Source organism: Enterobacteriaceae bacterium Kacie_13 (assembly GCA_013457415.1).
Classification (GTDB): domain Bacteria; phylum Pseudomonadota; class Gammaproteobacteria; order Enterobacterales; family Enterobacteriaceae; genus Rahnella.
Genome location: CP045665.1, coordinates 1545738 through 1571174 on the forward strand (window position 1 = coordinate 1545738; position 25437 = coordinate 1571174).

21 protein-coding genes are annotated in these 25437 nt (G+C 54.3%); 13 read left to right on the plus strand and 8 right to left on the minus strand.

What is annotated here, in order from left to right; translation table 11 throughout:
* Positions 1-7: 7 nt before the first annotated feature.
* From GE278_07065 to GE278_07080, 4 genes are all read left to right on the plus strand, one after another.
* Positions 8-1405, plus strand: a complete 1398-nt coding sequence (locus GE278_07065; GenBank protein QLK63231.1) for a heavy metal sensor histidine kinase — start codon at positions 8-10, stop codon at positions 1403-1405.
* A gap of 233 nt (positions 1406-1638) precedes the next feature.
* Positions 1639-3315 carry a kdo(2)-lipid A phosphoethanolamine 7''-transferase gene (gene eptB, locus GE278_07070; GenBank protein QLK60533.1) on the plus strand — a complete coding sequence of 559 codons (1677 nt, stop codon included), beginning with the start codon at positions 1639-1641 and terminating at the stop codon, positions 3313-3315.
* Between the two features lie 133 nt (positions 3316-3448).
* On the plus strand, positions 3449-4561 hold the full coding sequence (locus tag GE278_07075) for an endonuclease (GenBank protein ID QLK60534.1): 1113 nt from the start codon (positions 3449-3451) through the stop codon (positions 4559-4561).
* Positions 4562-4563: 2 nt separating this feature from the next.
* A complete protein-coding gene (locus GE278_07080; GenBank protein ID QLK60535.1) occupies positions 4564-5478 on the plus strand; it encodes a LysR family transcriptional regulator in 915 nt (304 codons plus the stop codon).
* A 12-nt stretch (positions 5479-5490) separates the two neighbouring features.
* On the opposite strand, the gene leuD is transcribed toward GE278_07080, so the two are convergent.
* Both leuD and leuC read right to left on the minus strand, forming a co-directional pair.
* Positions 5491-6099 (minus strand): 3-isopropylmalate dehydratase small subunit, encoded by a 609-nt coding sequence (leuD, locus tag GE278_07085; protein ID QLK60536.1) that lies wholly within the window; start codon positions 6097-6099, stop codon positions 5491-5493.
* On the minus strand, positions 6086-7516 hold the full coding sequence (gene leuC, locus GE278_07090) for a 3-isopropylmalate dehydratase large subunit (protein QLK60537.1): 1431 nt from the start codon (positions 7514-7516) through the stop codon (positions 6086-6088). The genes leuD and leuC overlap by 14 nt, the downstream gene beginning before the upstream one ends.
* Positions 7517-7687: 171 nt before the next feature.
* Here leuC and GE278_07095 point away from each other — a divergent pair, with 171 nt between their 5' ends.
* Entirely contained in the window at positions 7688-8563 is an 876-nt protein-coding gene (locus GE278_07095) for an alpha/beta fold hydrolase (GenBank protein QLK60538.1), read from the plus strand.
* A gap of 61 nt (positions 8564-8624) precedes the next feature.
* On the opposite strand, the gene GE278_07100 is transcribed toward GE278_07095, so the two are convergent.
* Positions 8625-10670, minus strand: a complete 2046-nt coding sequence (locus GE278_07100) for a BCCT family transporter (GenBank protein QLK60539.1) — start codon at positions 10668-10670, stop codon at positions 8625-8627.
* A 236-nt stretch (positions 10671-10906) separates the two neighbouring features.
* Here GE278_07100 and betI point away from each other — a divergent pair, with 236 nt between their 5' ends.
* The 5 genes from betI to GE278_07125 all read left to right on the plus strand — a co-directional run bounded on the left by betI (position 10907) and on the right by GE278_07125 (position 15663).
* A complete protein-coding gene (gene betI / locus GE278_07105; protein ID QLK60540.1) occupies positions 10907-11500 on the plus strand; it encodes a transcriptional regulator BetI in 594 nt (197 codons plus the stop codon).
* Between the two features lie 43 nt (positions 11501-11543).
* Positions 11544-13013 carry a betaine-aldehyde dehydrogenase gene (gene betB, locus GE278_07110; protein ID QLK60541.1) on the plus strand — a complete coding sequence of 490 codons (1470 nt, stop codon included), beginning with the start codon at positions 11544-11546 and terminating at the stop codon, positions 13011-13013.
* A gap of 24 nt (positions 13014-13037) precedes the next feature.
* Positions 13038-14723, plus strand: a complete 1686-nt coding sequence (betA, locus tag GE278_07115; protein QLK60542.1) for a choline dehydrogenase — start codon at positions 13038-13040, stop codon at positions 14721-14723.
* A 100-nt stretch (positions 14724-14823) separates the two neighbouring features.
* On the plus strand, positions 14824-15282 hold the full coding sequence (locus tag GE278_07120) for a GNAT family N-acetyltransferase (protein ID QLK60543.1): 459 nt from the start codon (positions 14824-14826) through the stop codon (positions 15280-15282).
* A gap of 153 nt (positions 15283-15435) precedes the next feature.
* Positions 15436-15663 carry a hypothetical protein gene (locus tag GE278_07125; protein QLK60544.1) on the plus strand — a complete coding sequence of 76 codons (228 nt, stop codon included), beginning with the start codon at positions 15436-15438 and terminating at the stop codon, positions 15661-15663.
* Between the two features lie 293 nt (positions 15664-15956).
* Here GE278_07125 and GE278_07130 read toward each other — a convergent pair whose 3' ends face one another.
* Both GE278_07130 and ompC read right to left on the minus strand, forming a co-directional pair.
* Entirely contained in the window at positions 15957-16763 is an 807-nt protein-coding gene (locus GE278_07130) for a 5'-nucleotidase, lipoprotein e(P4) family (GenBank protein ID QLK60545.1), read from the minus strand.
* A gap of 212 nt (positions 16764-16975) precedes the next feature.
* Complete coding sequence (gene ompC, locus GE278_07135; protein ID QLK60546.1) at positions 16976-18085, minus strand: porin OmpC; 1110 nt, start codon at positions 18083-18085, stop codon at positions 16976-16978.
* Between the two features lie 324 nt (positions 18086-18409).
* On the opposite strand from ompC, the gene dinG reads away from it, so the two are divergent.
* Positions 18410-20584 (plus strand): ATP-dependent DNA helicase DinG, encoded by a 2175-nt coding sequence (gene dinG / locus GE278_07140; GenBank protein ID QLK60547.1) that lies wholly within the window; start codon positions 18410-18412, stop codon positions 20582-20584.
* Positions 20585-20612: 28 nt separating this feature from the next.
* Entirely contained in the window at positions 20613-21575 is a 963-nt protein-coding gene (gene ybiB, locus GE278_07145; protein ID QLK60548.1) for a DNA-binding protein YbiB, read from the plus strand.
* On the opposite strand, the gene GE278_07150 is transcribed toward ybiB, so the two are convergent.
* The 3 genes from GE278_07150 to GE278_07160 all read right to left on the minus strand — a co-directional run bounded on the left by GE278_07150 (position 21559) and on the right by GE278_07160 (position 24295).
* A complete protein-coding gene (locus GE278_07150) occupies positions 21559-21738 on the minus strand; it encodes a hypothetical protein (GenBank protein QLK60549.1) in 180 nt (59 codons plus the stop codon). The two genes, ybiB and GE278_07150, sit on opposite strands and share 17 nt — an antisense overlap.
* Before the next feature lie 557 nt (positions 21739-22295).
* Entirely contained in the window at positions 22296-23162 is an 867-nt protein-coding gene (locus GE278_07155; GenBank protein QLK60550.1) for a deoxyribonuclease IV, read from the minus strand.
* Between the two features lie 89 nt (positions 23163-23251).
* The gene (locus tag GE278_07160; protein QLK63232.1) at positions 23252-24295 is read right to left on the minus strand and encodes a YeiH family putative sulfate export transporter; all 1044 of its coding nucleotides are present in this window, start codon (positions 24293-24295) and stop codon (positions 23252-23254) included.
* A gap of 259 nt (positions 24296-24554) precedes the next feature.
* On the opposite strand from GE278_07160, the gene GE278_07165 reads away from it, so the two are divergent.
* Positions 24555-25427 carry a LysR family transcriptional regulator gene (locus GE278_07165; GenBank protein QLK60551.1) on the plus strand — a complete coding sequence of 291 codons (873 nt, stop codon included), beginning with the start codon at positions 24555-24557 and terminating at the stop codon, positions 25425-25427.
* Positions 25428-25437 lie beyond the last annotated feature (10 nt).

A 25437-nucleotide genomic window follows, 5' to 3' on the forward strand; every position in this document is an offset into this window, starting at 1 on the left:
ACGCGCTATGTCCCTTACACTGCGGGCCACGCTGCTGTTTGCACTGTTAGCCTCTCTGGTGGTGAGCGCCGTGGGCGTTTATCTCTATTACTCGCTGGAAAAAGAGCTGGTCCGGCGTGCCGATTATCAGGTGAGCGGGCGCGTGCAGTATTTTCGTCATCTGCTGGCCAGCGAGTTCCCTTTGTCCCAGCTCAGCCATAATCCCGGCCTGTTCGAAAACATGCTCGGCAACGAGCGGGATATCCTGACTTTCCGTCTGAGCGATGCGCCGCCGATTATCAATGTCAATCCGTCGCGCCTGGCGCTGCCACCGGTTGCGCCGGTACCGGACGGTGAGCCGTTAACGCTGAGCACCGTTCACATGCTTACCGCGCCCGACGACACGCCGGTTCGTTTCGCCCGTGCCGCCGTCAAAATTGAGGATGGCCGCACGGTGGAGATTACCGCCGCGCACTTCATGACCGGCGAAGCGCGGATGTTGCAGACGTTTCGCTGGGAAATCACCGGCGCGGTGCTGTTCGCCTATCTGCTGATTGCCGCGCTCGGGTATGGGGTGATCCGGCGGGGATTACGACCTCTGCGGCATATGGCGCTGGAGGCAACGAAGATCCATCCCGCCAGCCTGTCCACGCGTCTGAGTAGTGAAAATGCACCGCAGGAGTTGCAGCAGTTAATCTATTCATTCAACGACATGCTCGAACGGCTGGCGGAAGGGTATCAGCGCCTCACGCAGTTCTCAGCCGATCTGGCGCATGAGATCCGTACGCCGGTGGGTGCGCTGATGGGGCACTGTCAGGTGGCGCTCTATCAGCCGCGCAGCACCGAGGAATACGAAACGCTGCTGGCCAATAATATGGAGGAGCTGGAGCGTATTTCACGTATGGTCGAAAACATTCTGTTCCTGGCGCGGGCGACTGATGCGCGTTCGGTGCTGACCATCACCAGCATTGATGTTTCAGCTGAAATGACGCGGATTCAGGAATACTTCGAGGGTTTGGCGGAAGAGCGGGAGATGACGCTGCACCGCGCGGGGGAGGGGGTTTTATACGCCGACGCCATTCTGTTCCAGCGTGCGCTGAGCAATCTGGTTGCCAACGCCGTGCGGTATGCGCACGAAGGCACATCCATCCTCGTTCGTGCCGAACCACACGCCAGTGGAATGAATATCCATGTGATCAGTCAGGGCGACCCGATACCTTCTGAAAAACTCGGTAAACTATTCGATCGCTTCTATCGCGCCGATGCTTCACGCAGCGAAGGTGGCAGCTCCAGCGGCCTCGGATTGTCCATCGTTCAGGCTATTATGGCGCTGCATCAGGGCAGCGTGGGTGTGACGAGTTCTGCTATGGGCGAAACTCGATTTACGCTGACTTTCCCACGGCAAGATCACAAGCTTTCTCAGTAGTTTCTCAATAAACGTAAGAAACTGGCACAACGCGTAAGAAAATTATCTGGTTTATATGATTGAAAGATAAAGGTTTCGTTAATTCTGTTACATTATCACATTGGAAGATACTAATCACTTTGAACGAAAATACGCGGCCCGGAGTCTGAATAGTCCTAAGGAGTGGGTTCAATCCTCCGGCACGAGCGGTCAATACGACGTAAACAGACTCACCAAAGAGCCATTTATTACCAATGCAAAAATTACGTTTACTTTCGCAACAGAGCATTTTTCTGTTCATTGCGCTTTACCTTGGGATCCTGCTTAACCTTCCGATTTTCTTCCGACGTTACTCTCAGTTGCACTATGACAACGCGTTGTCGATTGCCGTTGAAATGCTGGCGGCCTTTGCGCTGGTCTATTTCCTGTGTGTGCTGCTGTCGTTTACCGGGAAAACGGTCTTCCGCATTCTGATGAGCGTGGTGGTGATCTCCTCCGCCGCGGCCAGCTACTACATGATCCTGTTCAACGTCGATATCGGTTACGGTATTTTGGCGGCGGCGCTGGCCTCAGACTCCATCGATTTATCGAAAGAATCCATCGGTACCCATTTCCTCGCCTGGACAGTGCTGGTCAGCCTGATCCCGGTACTCCTGTTGTGGCTAAGCACCATGCCCGGCGCGGCATTTAGAGAAACTACCCTGAAAAAACTGGCAGTGAAAATCGTGCTGCTGATCGTCTCCGGTTTGCTCTGTTACCTGCCGCTGCAAATGATGGGCAAAGTGCAGGATCGTCATGATCTGGTGAATAACCGCATGATGGCAAGCTACGGCGGCGTGGTGGCGGGCACTTATTCGCCGTCCAACTGGCTTTCGGCGCTGGGGCTGTATGTCTACAGCAGCTACAGCCAGGCAGAAGACACCAAAAACCTGTTCGATCCGGCCAAACACTTCACCTATAACGAACCGGCAGATGCCAAAGACATGTACGTGGTGTTTGTGATTGGCGAAAGTGCGCGTCGCGACCACATGGGGCTGTATGGCTACGATCGTGATAACACGCCGAATCTCGATAAAGAGAAGAATCTTGTGGCCTTGCAGGGCTATTCCTGCGACACCGCCACCAAACTTTCACTGCGCTGCATGTTTGTGCGTGAAGGCGGTGCCTCCGAAGCGCCACAGCGTACGCTGAAAGAAGCCAATGTGTTCTCGGTGCTCAAAAGCAAAGGCTGGAGCTCGGAGCTGTATTCCATGCAGAGCGAAGCCTGGTTCTATAACAAAACCCGCGCTGATGATTATTCCCTGCGTGAAAACATTGCGTCCGAGAAGCGTAACGCCGGTAAACCGGTGGATGACATGTTGCTGGTGGACGAGATGAAAGATTCGATGGCTAACCATCCAAATGGCAAACATCTGATAATCCTGCACACCAAAGGCTCACATTATCTTTACTCCGACCGCTATCCGCGTTCATTCGCCAAATATCAGCCGGAATGTATGGGCATTGATGATTCGTGTTCTACCGCGGAAATGATCAACGCTTACGATAACTCGTTGCTGTATACCGACTATTTCCTGTCGCAGGTCTTTGATCAGCTGCGCAACAAGAACGCCATCGTGTTTTACGCGTCCGATCACGGCGAATCCATTTCGAAAAGCATGCATTTCCACGGTACACCGCGCGATCACGCACCGATTGAGCAGCGCACTGTGCCTATCATGGTCTGGGCGTCGGATAAATTCCTCGCCAATGATCAGAACAAGGCGAGTTTCGAACAGTTGCAAAAAATGGCCGCTGAGAAGAAACCCGCTTTCCATGAAAAACTGTATGACACCATCCTCGGCTGCATAGGCTATACATCGCCGGACGGCGGGATTGTTCAGCAGCATAACTGGTGCCATATATCCGATCAGGCTGCACCGGCGAAATAAAGACCGCGTCTCCTCGCCACCTCTTTCTAATCTCAGGAAAAGGTGGCGATATCCTTCTGGTCGTTCCCTATCTTTTAAGTCACAATCTGCCAACAACTAAAATTGATGATTCTTTTATCAGGGCCGATTACCCATGGAAGCACTTCGCATTACAGTCTGCGTACTGACGGTCATTATGACCTTTTTGACGCTGCTGCCTCTTTCCAAAAATCAACGCTGGTGGGTGCGGGTGTGGGATTTTCCTCGTCTGCAAATGGCGTCTTTATGTTTACTTTTCCTGCTAACTGAACTCTTTATTCTGCCGTTTGGCGGAACGATCGCGACTATCACCATCGTGCTGACGGTTGCCTGCATGCTCTATCAAAGCTGGTGGATTTTGCCGTACACACGCTTGTATCCGTTTCAGGTCAAAAAGACACCGCCGAACGGACATTCCCGTATCAAAATCATCAACAGCAACGTGCTGACCACTAATCGCAAGGCAGATAAATTACTCAGTCTGATCCAGAAAAATAAGCCCGATATTGTGGTGTTGCTGGAGACCGATCAGTGGTGGGAAGATCAGATGGCACCGCTGGAGCCGGATTACCCGCACAGCCTGCGCTGTCCGCTGGATAATCTCTACGGGATGCACGTCTACTCGCGCCTGCCATTGCATGATGCGCAGATCCAATTTTTGGTAGCGGACGATATTCCGTCGATGCATTTTCGCGCCGAACTGGCGTCCGGTGAACAGGTGGTGATGCACTGTCTGCACCCGATGCCACCGAGCCCGACGGAAGCGGATGAATCTACCGACCGCGACGGCGAACTGATTGCCGTCGGGCATACCGCCGCGAAAGCGACATACCCGACCATTGTGACGGGCGATCTGAACGACGTCGCGTGGTCACGCACCACGCGCCTGTTTATGAAAGTGAGCGGCCTGCTCGATCCGCGTCGTGGCCGTGGCATGTACAACACGTTCCATGCCAGCTATCCGTTCCTGCGCTGGCCGCTGGATCACGTTTTCCACAGTAAACATTTCACTCTCATTGACCTGCACCGTCTTGAATTTATGGGCTCGGATCACTTCCCGATTATGGTCGAACTGGCGCTGACGCCTCAGGAAGGCTACGATCAGGAATCGCTGGAAATTGATGAAGAAGACATCGAAGAGGCGCAGGAAAAAATGGATATTGCGGGCGTGAAAAGTACCGATGTTCACCGGGCGGAAAGATTTAACGAAAGTGCTTTTGGATTCTGACGATGACCAGTGACCGGGAGCGTTTACCACTGGCGGAGGACTTAAGAGTCTTTCTGGCGGTGGTGAATAAGCAAAGTTTTGCCTCGGCGGCGACTGAACTTGGACAGTCTCCGGCCTATGTCAGCAAGCGGATTCAGATACTTGAAGAAACGCTGAACGCCCGTCTGCTGCACCGTTCCACCCGCGGCGTGCGCCTGACTGAAGAGGGCGAGCGCGCCCGCCGCTGGGCGCTGCAAATTCTCGATACGTTCGAGCAGTTTATCGGCGATCTGTCCGACTCCCGAAGCGAACCGCGCGGCAACGTGCACATTTGCAGCTCTTTTGGATTTGGCCGCTGCCATGTAGCACCGGCTATTGCGGAGCTGGCGAGGCGCTATCCGCAACTTAATCTGCGTCTGGATTTGTTTGACCGGGTGGTGGATCTGGTTGCTGAAGGCATTGATCTGGAAATTCTGGTGGGTGATGACATTCCCGAACAGCACATCGGAAAAAAACTGGCACAACACCAACGTATATTATGCGCGTCGCCGTCCTATCTGACCGCGCACGGAGAGCCTGAATCGCTGAACGCGCTGATGCAGCATCAATGTCTGGTGCTCAAAGAGCGCGATAATCCTTTTGGCATCTGGCTGCTGATCGAAGGCAACGAACAACAGCGTGTCAGAGTGAAAGGGGCGCTTTCCTCCAACAGCGGGGAAGTGGTGTTGCAGTGGGCGCTCGAGCATCAGGGCATCATTTTGCGCTCGGAGTGGGATGTCAGGCCTTACATCGAAAAGGGTGAGCTGGTGCAGATATTGCCACAGTTTTCCCAGCCCGCCAGCGTCTGGGCGGTCTATCCCACTCGGCTGGCGGAATCGGCAAAACTGCGGGTTTGCGTTGAATTCCTGCATCAGCGTTTCAGTCATTTACTCGGCTGAAACAGATTTTCCTCACGCCAGCCACGGGTTACGTTGCAGGTGTGACCGCTGAAACTCACGAATTTCCTCGCTGTAACGCAGCGTGTTCCCCACCGCATCCAGGCCGTTAAGCAATGACGTTTTGCTCAGCTCATCAATGTTAAACGCGATTTCATTACCATCATGCAGACTAATGGTCTGCGCCGGTAAATCTACGGTGATGTCATTTTTATCCGCCTGAGCCACTTCCTTTGCTATCTGCGCCCATTGCTCCGGACTCAGTTGCACCGTCAGTACGCCGTTGCGCTGGCAGTTGTCGAAGAATATTCCGGCGAAGGTGGTGCCGATCAGCGCCCGAATACCCAGCTGTTTCAGCCCCCAGACCGCATGTTCACGGCTGGAACCGCAGCCAAAGTTTGGCCCGACCAGCAAGAATTTTGCCTGCTGCCACTCAGGCTGATTGAGGATAAACGACGGATCCGGCGAGCCATCGGCCAGAAAACGCAGATCAAAAAATACACCACGATCCAGCCCGTTGCGGTCAATGCCTTTCAGAAACTGTTTCGGCATGATCACATCAGTATCAACGTTGGCCGCAGGGAAGGGCGCAGCCACACCGCTAAGTACGTTAAATGCCTGCATAGTCTTCTCCTTTTACGTCACGCACATCGGTCAGGTGACCACAAATGGCAGCGGCAGCCACCATCGCCGGGCTCATCAGATGGGTGCGTGCGCCCGCGCCCTGACGCCCTTCAAAATTACGGTTGGTGCTGGATGCGCAGCGATCGCCGGGCGAGAGCACGTCATCATTCATCGCCAGACACATCGAGCAGCCGGATTGCCGCCATTCAAAACCGGCCTGAATGAAGACATCTGCCAGACCTTCCGCTTCCGCCTGCGCGCGCACCTGACTTGAGCCTGGCACGATCATCGCCCGCACGGTAGAGGCGACTTTTTTACCGCGCACCACAGCAGCGGCGGCGCGTAAATCTTCGATGCGCGCGTTTGTACAGGAGCCGATAAATGCATGGCTGATGTTGATGCTGTTAAGCGCCTGACCTGCGTGCAGACCCATATAATTGAGCGCGCGTTGCAAATCTTTGCGGCGTGAGACATCGGGCTCAGTTTGCGGGTCGGGAACCTGACCGCTTATCGCCAGCGCCTGATCCGGGCTGGTGCCCCAACTGACCATCGGCGCGATATCCTGTGCTTGCAGGCTGACCTCACTGTCAAATACCGCATCTGCATCGCTGCGTAAATGACGCCATGCGTCTAACGCATCCTGCCACTGCTGACCTTTTGGCGCGCGCGGTTTGTCTTTCAGGTAAGCAAACACTTTGTCATCAGGCGACATAAAGGCACCGCGCGCCCCGGCTTCAACCGCCATGTTGCAGATAGTCATGCGGCCTTCAACGCTAAGCATATCAATGCCCGGACCGCAGAATTCGATGGCGTAACCGGTCGCGCCCGCCGCACCGATTTTCGCCACCATCGCCATCACCACGTCTTTGGCGGTAATGCCCTGATTAAGTACGCCATTCACCGTCACCCGCATTGTTTTCAGACGTTTATACACCAGCGTCTGGGTCGCCAGCAGGTGTTCGATTTCCGATGTGCCGATACCAAATCCGAACGCGCCTAAGGCCCCGTAAGTCGTGGTGTGGCTGTCTCCCGCGGCGATCACCATGCCGGGCAGAATAAAACCCTGTTCAGGCGCGACAACGTGTTCTATACCCTGGCGCTTATCCAAAATATCGAACAGTTCAATGCCAAACTCTGCGCAGTTTTCGGCCAGATAGGAAACCTGACGAGCGCCACCGGCATCCGGCATCTGGCGTGTACGCAGCGGCGCGGTAGGATTAACGTGATCGACTACCGCCAGCGACGTTTCCGGCCGCCACACGCGACGACCTGCATCGCGCAGTCCGCTGAATGCCTGCGGGCTGGTGTATTCGTTAATCACCTGCCGGTCGATGTAGAGCAGCACGTGGCCTTTGTCATCCAGCGTGCGGACGGTGTGGCTGTCGATGTGTTTTTCATACAGCGTTTTTGGCTTCATTTCATTGCCCTGATGAACCGAATGGATAATGCCAGCGTCGCAAACTTAGTGGCTGTCAGGCAATGGCCTGAGTGTGATGACTCAAAACACGGATCGTGAACCGGCGATCTTCATTTGCGGCCTTGTTGCCGGACCGTCATCCACTAAGATGGATGAAAAAGGAGAAAACCCATGTTTGAACATTTTACCCAGGGCCGCATGACGGTCAGCGGCACTGAAATTGCCTACCGTATCGCCGGGCAGGGCGAGCCTCTTTTATTACTTCACGGGCATCCGCAAACTCAGGCTATCTGGCATAAGGTCGCGCCTTACCTCACGTCACAATTCACCGTGGTGCTCGCCGATTTGCGCGGTTATGGCGACAGCGGTAAGCCTGAGCCAGACGAAGACCATCTTCGCTACAGCAAACGTGAAATGGCGCAGGATCAGCTGGAACTCATGGCCGCGCTGGGTTTCAGCCAGTTCAGCGTTATCGCTCATGACCGCGGTGCCCGCGTGGCGCACCGTCTGGCGCTGGATCATCCGCAGGCGGTGAAACAACTGGTGCTGATGGATATCGCCCCGACGCTTTCCATGTACCGGCAAACCAACGAAGCGTTCGCCCGCGCCTACTGGCACTGGTTCTTTCTCATTCGCCCGGCCCCTTTCCCTGAAACGTTGATCACCGCCGATCCGGCCCAATACTTGCGCAGCGTGATGGGCAGCCGCAGTGCCGGAATGCAGCCTTTCACCGAAGAAGCTTACGCAGATTATCTGCGTTGTCTGCAACTTGATGGAACGGCGCGTGGGATTTGCGAGGACTACCGCGCTTCGGCAAGTATCGACCTGCAACACGACGAAGAAGACCTGAATGCGGGCCGCAAAATCAGTTGTCCGCTGCTGGTGCTGTGGGGCGAAAAGGGCACTGTCGGCCAGTGTTTTAAGCCGCTGGAGGAGTGGCGAAAAGTGGCAAAAAACGTGCAGGGCGAGGCATTACCCTGCGGCCATTATATTGCCGAAGAGCAACCCGAACGCTTGCTGGAGAAGGTGCTGGCGTTTTTGAGGTAGTCTCTATGAAAATACAAAACCCGCATTTCGCGGGTTTTGTATTTTACCTGACTTATCAATATTACTCCGGGAATGTCAGCGTATTCCCCGGTGCCTCACGGTTGATGTGCAGGAAGTTCAGATGACGTTCGTACTGATCCAGAATGTCGTTGATCACCTGATGTTTAGTGAAATCCATCAGGTCGTTACCCTGCGTCCCTTCCAGCAGGAACGTCTCCAGACGGTAATAGTTGGATTTACCCGCCCGTGCGCGATAGGTAAACGCAGGGACGGCGTAACGCACCGGCCAAATCTGATAGATAAAGTTCTGCTCTTCGCCGAGCGCTACCTGCAACTCCAGATGACTTATCTTCTCGTCTTCTTCCGGTTCGTGCTCGGTAAACGTCACTTTCGCGCCACGCAGCTCCAGTTCCTGCGCCACTTCCTGCATCGCAGGGCGGCACACGGTATCCATCATTTTCTGCGTATGCGTGGTGCCCGGATAATTCATCACCCGCGACAGGCGCTGCTTCCAGTTTAGCGCCGCATCACTGGTGGCCGGCAGCGGTGCCAGCGACTGCTGGGTGCTGGCGCGGCGATAATCTTCCAGCCGCAGCGATTTATACAATCCGGCCATGATGAAGAAAATCACAAAACTGAACGGTAGCCCCATAATCACCGTGGTGTTTTGCAGCGCCGATACCCCATCGGTCATCAGCATCCCCAGCGTCAGAACACCGATGGTGACTGACCAGAAGATCCGCAGCCAGTTTGGCGCATCGTTATTGATGTCCGCCAGCTTCGAGGTGAAATTACCCAGCACCAGCGAACCGGAATCTGCCGAGGTGACGTAAAACAGCAGGCCGGTGATAGTGGCCACTGAAGCACTCAGCGTAAAGCCCGGATACTGCGCCAGCAGGCTGTATACGCCGCGCTCAGGATGTGAAATCACTTCGTTAGCGAAATCCAGATTGCCGTGCAGGATCTGATACAGCGCGCTGTTACCGAAAATCGACAACCACAACAGGGTGAAGACGAACGGGATGATAAGCGTACCCAACACGAACTGACGGATGGTCCGGCCACGGGAAATACGTGCCAGGAACAGACCGACAAACGGCGACCAGGCGACCCACCACGCCCAGAAGAACAGTGTCCAGCTGTTCATCCACTCGGTCGGGCGGTCAAACGCAAAGGTGTTGAGCGTCATCCCCATAAACCGGTTGATGTAATCGCCGATGTTCAGCACCAGCGCATTGAGCAGGAACTCGGTATTGCCGAAGAACAGCAGGAACAGGATCAGTCCCAGCGCCAGCAGTACGTTAAGCTCCGATAAAATACGAATACCTTTATTCACGCCCGAGGTGACAGAAACTGTCGCCATCACTACCGACAGCAGGATCAGCGCCGCCTGCACCGTCAGATTCTCTGGAATGTGGAACAGCACTTTCAGCCCGTAATTCAGCTGGACTACACCGATCCCCAGCGTGGTCGCAATCCCAAAAATCGTACCGACAACGGCTGCAATATCCACACTGTGACCGATCGGGCCATTAATACGTTTGCCGAAAATCGGGTACAGCGCCGAGCGGATAGTCAGTGGCAGGTTATAACGGTAGCTGAAATAGCCCAGCGCAATCCCCATCAGCGCGTACATCGCCCAGCCGGTCAGGCCGTAATGGAACAGCGTCCAGGTCATCGCCTGTCGTGCCGCTTCCAGCGTCTGACCGTTGCCTTCCGGGGGCAACATATACTGCGTTACCGGTTCAGCGACCGAGAAGAACATCAGGTCGATGCCGATCCCGGCAGCAAATAACATTGCCGCCCAGCTCATCATGCTGAATTCGGGTTTGGATTGTTCAGGACCCAGTTTGATCGAGCCGAAGCGCGAGCAGGCAATGAACACTACAAACACGATGTACAGCGTCGCCGCCAGCATGTAATACCAGCCGAAAGTAGCGGACACCCAGTTGAGGGTGAGACTTATCCATTTTCCCGATAAATCGGTGAAGAAAATGGTCATCAATGTGAAGGCTAAAATCAGACCGGCTGAGGTGAAGAAAACCACCTTGTTCAGCTGATCGCGAGGTTTCTCAGAATGTTTTTCTGTCGTATCGGCAGTCGCCATCTTTTCCCCTGATTTGTTAATTACTCTCTAATTTTCAATAAAATGGGTTCTAACTCATCTCAAAATTCATACAAATTACTAACGTATTGGTAATAAAATATATGCATTTTTAATTGAACGTTCAATCAAAAAAAAGTTAAATAGGTGACGTCAGAGCGTTAACAAGGTTGAACGAAAGCGTAAAAAAATGGTTTTTTTAGCACGTTTCAGCCCGCTCATTTTCAGGAGTCGGACCCATGCCCAAAGTAGGAATGCAGCCCATCAGACGGCAGCAATTGATTGAGGCAACACTGGCCGCGGTGAACGAAGTCGGGATGCACGATGCCTCGATTTCACAAATCGCACGCCGTGCCGGCGTTTCCAACGGCATCATCAGTCACTACTTTCGTGACAAGAATGGGCTGCTGGAAGCGACCATGCGTTATTTGCTCAGTCATTTGGGAGAAGGGGTGCAGCTGCGGTTATCACAAATGACGGATACCGCACCGACGGCGCGGCTGCATGCCATTGCAGAAGCCAATTTTGACGACAGTCAGACCAACAGCGCGGCGATGAAAACCTGGCTGGCCTTCTGGGCGAGCAGCATGCATCACCCGCAGCTGTACCGTCTGCAACAGGTCAACAGCCGCCGGCTCTATTCAAATTTATGTTCTGAATTCAGACGTTTTCTGCCTAAGGCTGAAGCCCGTCTGGCTGCGCAAAGTACCGCTGCCCTGATTGACGGCCTGTGGCTGCGCGGGGCGCTCAGCGGTAAAGAGTTTAACCGCGCTGAGGCGATGAAAATCACCCGTCGCCATATCGAAGCACAGCTCATTCAGGTTCAGCAGTAACACTGCAGAAAACTTTCAGACCGCACAGACCGAGGAGAGAATTATGTCCCGCTACGGCAAACAAAAACTTTATATCAACGGACGTTTTCAGGACAGCACCGGTGATGACACCTTTGACGCGATTAACCCGGCCAACGGCGAAGTGATTGCACAGCTGTCCGCCGCCACGCAGGCGGATGTCAGTCTGGCGGTAAAAGCCGCGCATAAAGGTCAGAAAGTCTGGGCCGCGATGACCGCCATGAGCCGCTCGCGTATTCTGCGCCGCGCGGTGGATATTCTGCGTGATCGTAACGATGAGCTGGCAGCGATTGAAACTGCTGACACGGGCAAGGCGCTGTCTGAAACGCTGGCGGTGGATATCGTCACCGGCGCTGACGTACTCGAGTACTACGCAGGGCTTATTCCGGCGATTGAAGGCCAGCAAATACCGCTGCGCGATTCTTCCTTCGTTTATACCCGCCGCGAACCGCTGGGCGTGGTGGCCGGTATCGGCGCGTGGAACTATCCGATTCAGATTGCCTTATGGAAATCAGCCCCGGCGCTGGCCGCCGGTAACGCAATGGTCTTCAAACCGAGCGAAAATACTTCGCTGACTGCGCTCAAGCTGGCCGAAATCTACACCGAAGCCGGTGTGCCGGACGGCGTGTTTAGCGTTGTCACCGGTGCGGCGAGCGTCGGACAGGCGTTAACCGATCACCCTGATATCGCCAAAGTTTCTTTCACCGGCGGTGTCAAAACCGGCAAAAAAGTGATGGCCAGCGCGTCAGCCTCCACGCTCAAAGAAGTCACTATGGAACTGGGCGGTAAGTCACCGCTGATCGTGTTTGAAGATGCAGATCTGGATAAAGCGGCCGATATCGCCATGATGGCCAACTTCTACAGTTCCGGTCAGGTATGTACCAACGGCACCCGTGTGTTTATTCCAAAAGCATTGCAAAAGGCATTCGAAGCCAAAGTGCTGGAGCGCGTGAAGCGTATCCGCATGGGGGATCCGACCGATGAAAACGTCAACTTTGGCCCGCTGGTCAGTTTCGCGCATATGGAATCCGTGCTGCGTTATATCGAAAGCGGCAAGCAAGAGGGTGCAACTCTGCTGACCGGCGGTGAACGCGTGACCACCGGCGAATTTGCCAAAGGTGCATATGTTGCGCCGACGGTCTTCTCCGATTGTCGCGATGACATGCTGATCGTCCGCGAAGAAATCTTCGGGCCGGTGATGAGCATTCTGACGTACGAAAGTGAAGAGGAAGTGATCCGTCGGGCCAACGATACCGAATACGGTCTGGCGGCCGGTCTGGTGACGCAGGATCTCAACCGCGCGCACCGCGTGATCCACAAACTCGAAGCCGGGATTTGCTGGGTCAACACCTGGGGCGAATCTGCCGCCGAAATGCCAGTCGGTGGTTATAAACATTCCGGCGTGGGGCGCGAAAACGGCGTTACGACGCTTGAGCATTACACCCAAATCAAATCCGTGCAGGTCGAACTGGGCGAATTCAGCTCAGTCTTTTAATCCGCCGCAACAGAGGAGATTTCAATGGATTACGATTACATCATCATCGGTGCCGGTTCTGCCGGCAACGTACTCGCCACCCGCCTGACCGAAGACAGCAGCGTCAGCGTGCTGTTGCTCGAAGCCGGTGGCCCGGATTACCGTCTGGATTTCCGCACGCAGATGCCAGCGGCGCTGGCTTTCCCGTTGCAGGGGCGCCGGTATAACTGGGCGTATGAAACCGATCCGGAACCACACATGAATAACCGCCGCATGGAGTGCGGACGCGGTAAAGGGCTGGGCGGATCGTCGCTTATTAACGGGATGTGTTATATCCGTGGTAACGCGATGGATTTCGACAACTGGGCGACAGCGCCGGGTCTGGAAGACTGGAGCTATCTCGACTGTCTGCCGTATTTTCGTAAAGCGGAAACCCGCGATATCGGCCCTGATGACTTCCACGGCGGCGACGGACCGGTCAGTGTTGCAACACCCAAGAACGGCAATAATCCGCTGTTCGAAGCCATGATTGAAGCGGGCGTGCAGGCCGGTTACTCGCGCACTGACGATCTTAATGGCTACAAGCAGGAAGGTTTTGGGCCGATGGACAGAACCGTGACGCCAAAAGGCCGTCGCGCCAGTACCGCCCGTGGCTATCTGGATCAGGCAAAACCACGCGCCAACCTGACTATCGTCACGCACGCGCTGACTGACCGGATCCTGTTTGAGGGCAAGCGCGCCGTGGGCGTCAGCTATTTCAAAGGCGACGACTACAACGCTAAAACTGCCAATGCCAAACGCGAAGTCTTGCTGTGCAGCGGTGCGATTGCGTCTCCGCAGATCCTGCAACGTTCCGGCGTCGGGGCGGCAGAATTGCTTAAGCGGCTGGAAATCCCGCTGGTGCACGACCTGCCTGGCGTCGGCGAGAATTTACAGGATCATCTGGAAATGTACCTGCAATACAGCTGCACGCAGCCGGTGTCGCTTTATCCGGCATTACAGATGCATAACCAGCCTGCGATAGGCGCTGAGTGGCTGTTCAAAGGCACCGGCGTGGGCGCGAGCAACCAGTTTGAAGCAGGCGGGTTTATCCGCAGCCGTGAAGAATTTGCCTGGCCGAACATTCAGTATCACTTCCTGCCGGTGGCGATTAATTACAACGGCAGCAATGCGGTGAAAGAGCACGGTTTCCAGGCCCACGTCGGTTCGATGCGCTCACCAAGCCGCGGCCGCGTGCAGGTTAAATCAAAAGATCCGCGTCAGCATCCGAGTATTTTGTTCAACTATATGGCGACGGAGCAGGACTGGCATGAGTTCCGTGATGCAATCCGCATCACCCGTGAAATCATGGCACAACCGGCGCTGGATCCGTACCGTGGTCGCGAAATCAGTCCGGGCGAAAATGTCCAGACCGATGAAGAGCTGGATGCGTTTATCCGCGAACATGCGGAAACCGCATTCCACCCGTCCTGCACCTGTAAAATGGGCATCGATGACATGGCGGTGGTCGACGGACAGGGGCGCGTTCACGGCATCGACGCTTTGCGGGTGGTAGATGCATCCATCATGCCGCAAATCATCACCGGCAATCTGAACGCCACGACTATCATGATTGCCGAAAAAATTGCCGATAAAATCCGTGGCCGCCAGCCGTTACCGCGCAGCACCACGGAATACTTCACCGCAGGTGATTTGCCGGTGCGCACCGAACCGATGAAGAAAACCGCCTGAAGCCTTTCATAAGGCATGATAAAAAGAGATATCCTTCGGGGTATCTCTTTTTTTAGCAGCCAGAAAGCTGCATTTTCATGCAAAGGCGGGGCAGGCATTCATGACCGAATCTTCATCTATCGACTGGCAGGATTATCATCATAGCGAACTGACCGCGCAGCAGCTTTACGCCATTCTGGCACTACGCAGTGAAGTGTTTGTCGTGGAACAAACCTGCATTTATCAGGACATCGACGGCCAGGATCTGACCGGTGAGAACCGTCATATCATCGCGTGGCTCGACGGTAAACCGGCGGCCTATGCGCGAATTTTGCGTCATGAAGAAGGCGTGGCTATCGGGCGAGTGATTGTGGCACCTTCGGCGCGGGGGCTCAAACTCGGCTACCAGCTGATGGAGCGGGCACTGGTTTCGTGCCAGAAACACTGGCCGGAATGCCGGGTGGCGATTTCAGCGCAGGCACATTTAGAAGCGTTTTACGGGAAGTTGGGGTTTGTGGTGTACACGGAGGTGTATGAGGAGGATGGGATCCCGCATGTGGGGATGGAGTTGATTATTTAATTTCAACTTCAACTTCAACTTCAACTTCAAATTCAACACCTTGGGCTGCCGCCCAAACTGGCCCAAAGGACGCGTAAACGCGCGCCCTCTGGACTCCCGCGTTTTTTAAAACACGTGCCGTGCATCCCGGCTCTGTTTCAGAAGCCGCAGCTATTGCCGCAAAATCCCGCCGCTGCGCGGTTCCCTCCGGTCGGGTTACAACCCGCGCAAAAACGCGCGGTTTTCCACCTCTCCTCCGGCGCGATTTTTGAACGCGGCCACAGCTTTTTAGGTCACAACTTCACCCGCTCGGATCATTTCGAAAAATCAAATACGTTTTGCAAATTTTCTTTTTTGTTTTTTTTTAAATGGTGGGATGGCGCGATAAAAAAATCCTGCTGAACGGAGCGGCTTCGAGACCTTAGGCTCGAAGACCGAGAGAAGGCACCGCGCAGCGGCAGGGTTTTGCGCCACGTGCGGAAGTACCAGAACATGTCCATCGTTCCAGCGAAAGCGTGTTTAAAAAAGCGGGGAGGGATCCAAGGGAGGGAAAGCACTTCCCTCCCTTGGTCGGTTTCGGCGCGAAACGCCCTGTGATCACTGCCGTTGAGAAACCGAAATATCCTCGGTTATTTTTAAAAAGCCACCGGTATTCAACCCGATAAATTTGCCAGCTTTCTAAAAGCGAAAAATTGTTATTTCCCGCTCCACGCCTTCAGATTCTGCTCTCTGACCGATAATTTCTGCTCTGGCGTCAACTTATTGTACTCCTTCGCCAGTCCGCTCTCCCAATCACCGTACAACGGGTTAGGCAGGACGATATATTGCGTGCCGAACTGCTGGTGATTCTGGTTCACGAAGGCGCGGCGCTGGGCGTTATCTTTGTGATAAGTCGCCGAGCCGAAGTCGTTCAGGTTGTCGCCGACGAACAATACGATGTGATAACCGGCGGCTTTGATGGAGTCGAAACGCACCTGTTTGTTCGAGGTGTCGGAGCTCAGTAACAGGGTTTGGTCATTCGCGCCGGTAAAGCCCAGACGATTCATGTTGTCCAGCGTGGCGGCGTATTCGCTGGTTTTACGGTTGGATACGTAGAACATGGTGCCGCCGTGGGTATTCACGTAGTTAGCGAATTCCACGGCGCCAGGAATGGCAGTCGCCTGACGTGCGGCAGTCCACTCTGACCAGGTTTTACTGTCGAATGGTTTGTTCGCTTTGACCTGCCACGCGCTGTAGGCGCTGTTATCAAGCATGGTCTCATCCAGATCCACCACCACGGCTTTCTTCTGGCCTGCCAGCGGCTGCGCTTTATCAAACGCCATTTTCGCGGTGTTGAATGCCTGATAGGTCAGTGCCTGATATTCACCTGACTGCTGGAACCAGTTCAGTGCCATCACCGACTGATCGTTCAGCTTTTGCTGAGCATCGGTTTTCTGCTGCGCACAGCCGCTCAGAGCCAGTATGATCAAGGCACTGGTGGTACAAAGCGAAACTTTATTCATTGGTTATCCCTGTTTTTGTTAAGAGAAGTTCTCATTCGTAAAATTCTTTGAAACTTTAGCAGATTCAGCGTGATGCGAAAGAGAAAAAGGCGAATTACGCGAGATGTGCCGTAAAACAACAAAAACAAAAAAGGCCGGAGGGTGAGTCCGGCCGAAAAAATCAAGACAGAGAGTAAAACATCGAATAATAATGAGGTGTAATTTGACTTAAATCAGAACTGATAAACCAGGCCAACAGCGGTAACGTCGTCGTTATTCAGGCCCAGTTTATTATCGTCATCCAGTTGGTTGATTTTATAATCAACATAGGCTGACATGTTTTTGTTGAAATAATAGGTTGCGCCCACGTCGAAATATTTAACCAGGTCTACGTCGCCGATGCCTTCAATATCTTTCCCTTTAGTCTGAACATAACCCAGAGAAGGGCGCAGACCGAAGTCGAACTGATATTGTGCTACTGCTTCAACGGTCTGGGTTTTATTAGCAAAACCGCTGCCTGCCGGTGCGCCTGCAATACCTGCCGGAACGGTAATAGCGATCATATTACGGGTTTCAGCATACATAGCGGCTAAATAAACACCGTTAGCATCGTATTTCATACCGCCAGTCCATGCGTCCGCTTTATCGCCTTTGCCATAGGCGGAGTTGCTCTGGCCGGTGGTGCGGTCAGAAGAGGCGTATGCGCCACCGAAGCTCACGCCGGTATCGCCCAGTGCGTAGGTGGTGGAAAGCGCATAACCGTCGCCGTTCGCCGTGCTGCTGCTGCGACCGTCGTTTTCGTTTTTACCCTGATATTGAAGGGCAACGTTCAGGCCATCCACCATGCCGAAGAAGCCACGGTTACGGTAGGTAGCCACGCCGTTGGTACGGCCAGTCATGAAGCGGTCAGCCTTGGTGTAACCGTCGCCGCCAAATTCAGGGAACATATCGGTCCAGGCTTCGACGTCGTACAGTGCGCCGTAGTTACGGCCATAGTCGATAGAACCGTACTGACCGAATTTCAGACCCGCAAAGCCCAGACGGGTTTTGGTGCCGCTGGTGCTTGGTGATTTGCTGTCGGACTCGGCATGGTTGGCCATGACGTTATATTCCCACTGACCGTAACCGGTGATCAGGTCATTAATTTGCGTCTGACCTTTAAAACCGAAACGAACATAACTCTGGTCGCCATCGTTGCCCGGCGCATCAGAGAAATAATGCAGACCTTTCACTTTCCCGTACAGGTCGAGTTTATTACCGTCTTTATTATAAATTTCCGCTGCGTGTGCGCCTGATGCAATCAATAAACCAGGAATTAAAAGTGCCAGAATATTACGTTTCATGAATTTTTACCCTGCATTCTTATTTAAAAGCTTTTGGTGGAAAGCTTTATATGAAGTCTTGTGGAAAGACGCTAATCATCATTGTTTGCTATGCATTCCGTGTGAGCTCGGAATTTTCTCAGCGAAGGTTTTTTACCGTAGATTTGTGATCAATTTATGACAATCAGAAATGAACTTTTCTTTTTTTTACAAGTCCTCCATTTTTTAACCAAAAAGTAAGGCGGTGAAAATGGTGCTGTTGGGCGATTTCGGGCTGCGCCAAAAGCCGGTCTGTGGGACAATAGCCGCCACACTTCGGTCACGACCCCCAACAAAAAGAGATGCATGGCGCTTTCCCCCGCAGTAAAAAATCAGATCAGCCAGTGGTACAAAGCCCTGCAAGAGCAAATCCCGGATTTCATTCCCCGCGCTCCGCAACGACAAATGATTGCAGAGGTGGCGAAGGCGTTCTCGGGGGATTCTGCACGGCATCTGGCCATTGAGGCGCCAACCGGCGTCGGGAAAACGCTGTCCTATCTTATCCCCGGCATCGCCGTCAGCCGCGAAGAAGAAAAGCCGCTGATTGTCAGCACCGCCAACGTCGCGTTGCAGGACCAGATTTACAGCAAAGACTTACCACTGCTGAAAAAAATCATTCCGGACCTGAAATTTACCGGCGCGTTTGGCCGTGGTCGCTATGTCTGCCCGCGCAATCTGGCGTCGATGAGCAATGAAAATGCGCAGGGCGATCTGGGCTTGTTTCTCGGTGATGAACTGGCACCTTCCAGTGGTGAAGAACAGAAGCTGTGCAAAACGCTGGAAACCGCGCTCTCCCGCTACGAGTGGGACGGGCTGCGCGATCATTACAAAAAAACCATCGACGATCCGCTGTGGATTAAAATCAGTACTGACAAAGCCAACTGCCTCAGCCGCAACTGCCATTATTTCCGTGAGTGTCCGTACTTCGTGGCGCGCAAAGAGATAGAAAGTGCTGACGTGGTGGTCACCAACCACGCATTAGTGATGGCCGCGCTGGAGTCCGAATCAGTGCTGCCACCGGCGAAAGATCTGCTGCTGGTGCTCGATGAAGGGCACCATTTGCCGGAAGTCGCGCGCGATGCGCTGGAAGTTGATGCTGAAATCACAGCGGTGTGGAATAACCTGCAACTGGACAATTTTGTGCGTCAGATTGAACAATGTCTGGCGCTCTTCACCCCGAAAAACCCACCGCCGCTGACCAACGCCGAGCGTCTGCATAATCACTGCGCCGAGATGCGTGAGCTGCTGTTGCTGATCGAACAATCCGTCAGCCAGTATCTGCCGCCGGACGAGCCGGAAGCGGAATACCGTTTTGAGCTGGGCGCACTGCCGCCGGAGCTGACTGAGCAGTGTAGCCGCCTGTTTAAACTTACCGACGGCCTGCGCAGTCTGGCGGAATACATGGTAAACGATCTCAGCGAGAAGACCGGTAAGCACGATATTATGCGTCTGCACCGCGCGATCCTGCACATGAGCCGTATGCAAAGCTATCTCGAAACCATGAGCAAACTGTGGCGGCTGGCAGCGCTGGATAAAGCCTCCAATGCGCCTATCGGCAAATGGGTAACGCGGACATATTTCGATAACCAGACGCATCTGGTATTCCACTGTGCGGGTATCCGCGTCAGCGATCAGCTGGAAAAAATGCTGTGGCGCAAAGTGCCGCACGTGGTCATCACCTCCGCTACATTGCGTTCGCTGAACAGCTTTTCGCGATTGCAGGAAATGAGCGGTCTGAGCGAAAAAGCCGGTGATCGTTTTGTCAGTCTGGACTCGCCGTTTAACCACGTTGAGCAGGGCAAAATCGTCATCCCGCAAATGACGCTTGAGCCGGTAATGGCCAACGAAGCGGCGCATTTGCAGGAGATGGCCGATTTCTTCCGAACGGAACTGGCGAAAGGGCTGCATACCGGCCAGCTGGTGTTGTTCGCCAGCAACCGCGCGCTGCAACAGTTTGTCTCCCTGCTGCCGGATTTACGCCTGATGCTGCTGGTGCAGGGCGATCAGCCGCGCTACCGGCTGGTGGAAGAGCACCGCAAACGCGTTTCAGAAGGCACCACCAGCGTGCTGATTGGCCTGCAATCTTTCGCTGAAGGGCTTGATCTGAAAGGTGAGCTGCTGACGCAGGTGCACATTCATAAAATCGCCTTCCCGCCGGTCGACAGCCCGGTGATCCTCACCGAAGGTGAATGGCTGAAAACGCTGAAGCGTTATCCTTTTGAAGTGCAAAGCCTGCCGAGCGCATCGTTTAATCTGATCCAGCAGGTTGGCCGATTAATTCGCAGTCACGAATGCACCGGTGAAATTGTGATATACGATAAGCGTTTACTGACTAAAAGTTACGGTTCGCGCCTGCTGGCTGCGTTGCCGGTGTTCCCAATCGAACACCGCGAAATGCCTGCACCGGGGTCAGTGAAGCGGCCAGATAGGCTCAAAACTGTGAAGAAAGATCCGGTTCGCCGCCGTGCGCGCCGCCGTTAATGATTTGGACAGATAAGGTAACGGTACGATGGATTACACCAAACTCATCAAAGAAGTCGGGCGCGGAAAAAATCACGCCCGTGATTTAGACCGGGAGCAGTCGCTAGCGTTGTACCGCGAGATGCTCGCGGGCGATGTTCCGGACTTACAGCTGGGCGCTTTGCTGATCGCGTTTCGTATTAAAGGCGAAGCAGAAGAGGAAATGCTCGGTTTTTATCAGGCAATGGAAGAGCGTGTGATGCGCCTTCAGGCTCCCGCAGATCGTCCGCTGCCGGTGGTAATTCCGACCTACAACGGTGCGCGCAAGCAGGCGAATCTCACCCCGCTGCTGGCGATTTTGCTCAGCCACCTCGGCCTGCCGGTAGTGGTTCACGGCGTTGACGAAGACCCCACCCGCATTACCAGCGCCGAGATTTTCCGTGCGCTGGGCATTGAGGCCGCACATAACCAGGATCAGGCGCAGCAGCAGCTCGACGCTGGCACCGCGCCGGTATTTATCCCTATTTCTGTTCTGTGCCCGCCGATCGAGAAACAGCTTTCGTTGCGCTGGCAGATGGGGGTGCGAAACAGCAGCCATACGCTGGCGAAGCTCATTACCCCGTTCATCGGGCAGGATTCTCTGCGATTATCGAGCGTTTCACACCCGGAATATATTCAGCGTGTTTCTTCATTCTTCCGCCAGATCGATGGCCGCGCTTTACTGACGCAGGGAACGGAAGGGGAAGTGTATGCCAATCCGCAGCGGTTCCCGCAGACGCATCTGATTGTTGCAGGTGAGCAACAGGTACTGGCTGAAAAGGAAGAAATATTCGGTTCCGATACGCCGGGAACCAAAGATGTCGCGGCGACGGCGGCGTTTATTCAGGAATGCCTCAAGGGCGAGCGGGATATCCCTTCGGCGATTTTGACACAGGTAGCCTGTGTGCTCGTCGGTTGCGGTGTTTCTGGGGATAGGGTGGAAGCACGGATGTTGGTTAATCAATTGTTTTGATCCCGGACAGAGCTTGACCGGTGCGGATCATTTTAAATTCAACTTCAACTTCAACTTCAACTTCAACTTCAACTTCAAGACCTTGGGCTGCCGCCCAAACTGGCCCAAAGGACGCGTAAACGCGCGCCCTCTGGACTCCCGCGTTTTTTAAAACACGTGCCATGCAACCCGGCTCTGTTTCAGAGGCCGCAGCTATTGCCGCAAAATCCCGCCGCTGCGCGGTGCCCTCCGTTCGGGTTACAACCCGCGCAAAATCGCGCGGTTTTCCACCTCTCCTCCGGCGCGATTTTTGAACGCGGCCACAACTTTTTAGGTCACAGCTTGACCGGCTCGGATCACATGAAAAGCAAAAGACTTTGCTTAATATTCAATTGGTTTTGATTTTAAAAATGGTGGGATGGCGCGATAAAAAAATCCTGCTGAACGGAGCGGCTTCGAGACCTTAGGCTCGAAGACCGAGAGAAGGCACCGCGCAGCGGCAGGGTTTTGCGCCACGTGCGGAAGTACCAGAACATGTCCATCGTTCCAGCGAAAGCGTGTTTAAAAAAACGCGGGAGTCCAGAGGGAGAAGGTTTATTCTCCCTCTGGTCGGTGTGGGCCGACGCCCACGACGTTGATTTTGATTTTGACGTTGACGTTGACGTTGACGTTAATTTTGACGTGAGTCAGAAAGCACCACGATGCAACACCAACACGTTTCAAGCACTTTCCAAAGTGCGTTTAAGCCGCGGCGTCATCCGCCTCAGATGTCTGCTGCGCCTTCAGCCACGCGATTTCATCCTTCCAGATATCAGGATTTACCGTTTCCAGAATCATCGGGATCCCATCAAATCTCGGATCTTTCATGATCCAGCTAAATACCGTATTCCCAATATTGCCTTCGCCCAGGCTGTGATGACGGTCGACGCGGCTGTTGAATTCGCTTTTCGCATCGTTGAGATGTATCCCGCGCAGATACTCGAAACCGACGACGTCGCTGAAATGACGGAACGTGTTTTCACACTCTTCGACGGTGCGCAGATCGTAGCCGGCAGCGAAGGCGTGGCAAGTATCGATGCAGACGCCAACCCGGCTTTTGTCTTCCACACCGTCAATGATTTTTGCCAGATGCTCGAAGCGGAAACCCAGATTGCTGCCCTGACCGGCGGTGTTTTCGATGACTGCCGTGACGCCTTTGGTCTGTGCGAGCGCAATGTTCAGCGATTCAGAGATGCGCTCCAGGCATTTATCTTCGTCTATCTGCATCAGGTGGCTGCCCGGATGGAAGTTCAGCAGCGAAAGTCCCAGTTGTTCGCAACGTTGCAGTTCGTCGAGGAACGCTTCGCGGGATTTCTCCAGCGCTTCGGTCACCGGATGGCCGAGGTTAATCAGATAGCTGTCGTGCGGCAAAATCTGGTTGCTCTGGTAACCGTATTTTTCACAGGCGGCTTTAAATTTTTCGATGACGTCTTCCGGTAACGGCGCGGCTTTCCACTGACGCTGATTCTTGGTGAAAAGCGCAAAAGCCGTGGCTTCCAGCTCGTGCGCTCTCAGTACGGCCTGATCTACGCCGCCTGCCGCACTGACGTGTGCTCCGACAAACTTCATTTTTGCTCCTCAGTTATTCATCGCGTTAATGGGTGGATGATAGCGCCTCCGCGCAGGAGGCGCAGCACTGAAGTGTAAAACCCGCAACATCAGCCAAAAAGATGTTGCACCAGTTGGTTAATTCCTGCACCACCGGCAATCAGCCAGACGAACAGAATCGCCGCCAGCAGCATCGGTTTCAGGCCTGCCTGACGCAGCGCGCTGATGTGCGTGGTCAGGCCGAGCGCGGCCATTGCCATTGCCAGCAAAACGGTATCAAGCGTGATAAGCGCCGGGATCCAGCTGTGCGGCAAAATATCCAGCGAGTTAAACGCCGCCACCAGGATAAAGAACAGGGCAAACCACGGAATGGTGATGTTGCGTATCCCGGATGCCTGCCCCTCTTGCTGCTGGCCTTTGCCACGCGCGACCCAGCCGGATAACAGCAGCAGGAAAGGTGCCAGCATCATCACGCGGATCATTTTTGCAATCACCGCTGCGTTTTCCGCCTCCGGGCTGACCCCCTGACCGGCCGCCACCACCTGCGCCACTTCATGCACCGTCGAACCGGTGTAAATACCGAACTGTGACGCGGTGAAATCCAGCCAGTGATAATGCGCGTTAAGCTGCCAAAGCCACGGATATAGGAAGATGGCCGCGGTGCCGAAAATCACCACCGTCGCGACGGCGACTGTTACTTTTTCAGCTTTGGCATTGAGCACCGGTTCCGTCGCCATCACTGCTGCAGCGCCACAAATACTGCTGCCCGCGCCGATTAACATCGACGTGTCGCGGTCTAATTTAAATACCCGCTGGCCGAGCCAGCAGGCGAGGGCGAAAGTGGAGCACAGCATGATGGCGTCGATCAGGATACCGGTCGCACCGACGTCGGCGATCTGCGCAAAGGTAAGGCGCAGGCCGTAAAGGATGATGCCCAGACGCAGCAGGCGTTGTTTCGCCAGCGTCACGCCTTCATCACACCAGGGTTTCGCCGCAGGATAAACAGTGTTACCGACCACCATACCGATGACAATGGCCAGCGTCAGTGCGCTGAGGCCCAGATGGTTCAGTGAAGGGAAATCGCTCAGCCAGACTGCCAGGGCGGTGATTGCGCCGGTCAGCAAAAGGCCGGGCAGCAGGCGGCTGAACCACATTGGTTGCGGGCGGTCGTGTTTCGCCTCGCCGGGGTGATTAAGCTGATATGTTTTCATCGTCCGTTTCCTTGTTAGTGATAGACAACAGGAGTGATGAGACAAGGCTACGCCGCCCTTATATAAAAATGAAATTGATTATAACTTTATAACCTATCACTAAAACTGGTATAAAAAGAAGGTCGAAAAAAGCGGGCTGACCAAAGGTCTATACTGATAATAGAAAGCGCGTCGTCAGGCGTGTGAAGATAGCGGGACATTTATGCACATTACATTGCGCCAACTTGAAGTCTTTGCCGAGGTGCTGAAAAGCGGTTCGACCACGCAGGCGTCGGTTGTGCTTTCATTATCACAATCTGCCGTCAGCGCGTCGCTGGCCGACATTGAAAGCCAGCTCGGCGTGCAGCTGTTTGACCGCGTCGGGAAGCGACTGGTGATTAACGAACATGGCCGTCTGCTGTATCCGAAAGCACTGGCGCTGCTGGAGCAGGCGGGTGAAATCGAGCGTCTGTTCAATCACGATAACGGCTCGTTGCGCATCGGTGCGAGCAGTACCATCGGTAACTACATGCTGCCGGCGATGCTGGCGGAATACCGTCTGGATTTCCCCGGTACGCCGCTTGAACTCAACGTCGGCAATACTAACGACGTCATTAATGCCGTCGCGGATTTCCGCGTCGATCTGGGCTTGATTGAAGGCCCGTGTCAGATGCCGGAGCTGATTACCCAGCCCTGGCTGGACGATGAACTGGTGGTATTTGTCGCACCGGAGAACCCGCTGGCAGGCCAGCCGGTGACGCTGGAAGCTCTGGCGCGCGAACCCTGGATTTTGCGCGAGCGCGGGTCTGGTACACGTGAAGTGTTGGATCACCTCTTACTGCCGCAACTGCCGGATTTCAATTTGGTGATGGAGCTTGGGAATTCTGAAGCGATCAAACACGCGGTGCGTCACGGAATTGGTATCAGTTGCCTGTCGCGGCGCGTCATTGCCGAGCAACTGAGCAGCGGATCCTTGGTGGAAATCCGCCTGCCGATCCCGCCACTGGTGCGCAAGCTCTACCTGATCCATCACCGCCAAAAACACATTTCCAGCGCGTTATCGCGTTTTTTAACCTACTGTCGGGAATCGCAATAACCGTCTTTCG

Excerpts from the sequence above, each read along its gene's own strand:
- GE278_07065 (QLK63231.1), top strand. The coding sequence starts at position 8 with ATGTCCCTTACACTGCGGGCCACGCTGCTGTTTGCACTGTTAGCCTCT.
- eptB (QLK60533.1), top strand. The coding sequence starts at position 1,639 with ATGCAAAAATTACGTTTACTTTCGCAACAGAGCATTTTTCTGTTCATT.
- GE278_07075 (QLK60534.1), top strand. The coding sequence starts at position 3,449 with ATGGAAGCACTTCGCATTACAGTCTGCGTACTGACGGTCATTATGACC.
- GE278_07080 (QLK60535.1), top strand. The coding sequence starts at position 4,564 with ATGACCAGTGACCGGGAGCGTTTACCACTGGCGGAGGACTTAAGAGTC.
- leuD (QLK60536.1), bottom strand. The coding sequence starts at position 6,099 with ATGCAGGCATTTAACGTACTTAGCGGTGTGGCTGCGCCCTTCCCTGCG.
- leuC (QLK60537.1), bottom strand. The coding sequence starts at position 7,516 with ATGAAGCCAAAAACGCTGTATGAAAAACACATCGACAGCCACACCGTC.
- GE278_07095 (QLK60538.1), top strand. The coding sequence starts at position 7,688 with ATGTTTGAACATTTTACCCAGGGCCGCATGACGGTCAGCGGCACTGAA.
- GE278_07100 (QLK60539.1), bottom strand. The coding sequence starts at position 10,670 with ATGGCGACTGCCGATACGACAGAAAAACATTCTGAGAAACCTCGCGAT.
- betI (QLK60540.1), top strand. The coding sequence starts at position 10,907 with ATGCCCAAAGTAGGAATGCAGCCCATCAGACGGCAGCAATTGATTGAG.
- betB (QLK60541.1), top strand. The coding sequence starts at position 11,544 with ATGTCCCGCTACGGCAAACAAAAACTTTATATCAACGGACGTTTTCAG.
- betA (QLK60542.1), top strand. The coding sequence starts at position 13,038 with ATGGATTACGATTACATCATCATCGGTGCCGGTTCTGCCGGCAACGTA.
- GE278_07120 (QLK60543.1), top strand. The coding sequence starts at position 14,824 with ATGACCGAATCTTCATCTATCGACTGGCAGGATTATCATCATAGCGAA.
- GE278_07130 (QLK60545.1), bottom strand. The coding sequence starts at position 16,763 with ATGAATAAAGTTTCGCTTTGTACCACCAGTGCCTTGATCATACTGGCT.
- ompC (QLK60546.1), bottom strand. The coding sequence starts at position 18,085 with ATGAAACGTAATATTCTGGCACTTTTAATTCCTGGTTTATTGATTGCA.
- dinG (QLK60547.1), top strand. The coding sequence starts at position 18,410 with ATGGCGCTTTCCCCCGCAGTAAAAAATCAGATCAGCCAGTGGTACAAA.
- ybiB (QLK60548.1), top strand. The coding sequence starts at position 20,613 with ATGGATTACACCAAACTCATCAAAGAAGTCGGGCGCGGAAAAAATCAC.
- GE278_07150 (QLK60549.1), bottom strand. The coding sequence starts at position 21,738 with ATGGCACGTGTTTTAAAAAACGCGGGAGTCCAGAGGGCGCGCGTTTAC.
- GE278_07155 (QLK60550.1), bottom strand. The coding sequence starts at position 23,162 with ATGAAGTTTGTCGGAGCACACGTCAGTGCGGCAGGCGGCGTAGATCAG.
- GE278_07160 (QLK63232.1), bottom strand. The coding sequence starts at position 24,295 with ATGTGGTTCAGCCGCCTGCTGCCCGGCCTTTTGCTGACCGGCGCAATC.
- GE278_07165 (QLK60551.1), top strand. The coding sequence starts at position 24,555 with ATGCACATTACATTGCGCCAACTTGAAGTCTTTGCCGAGGTGCTGAAA.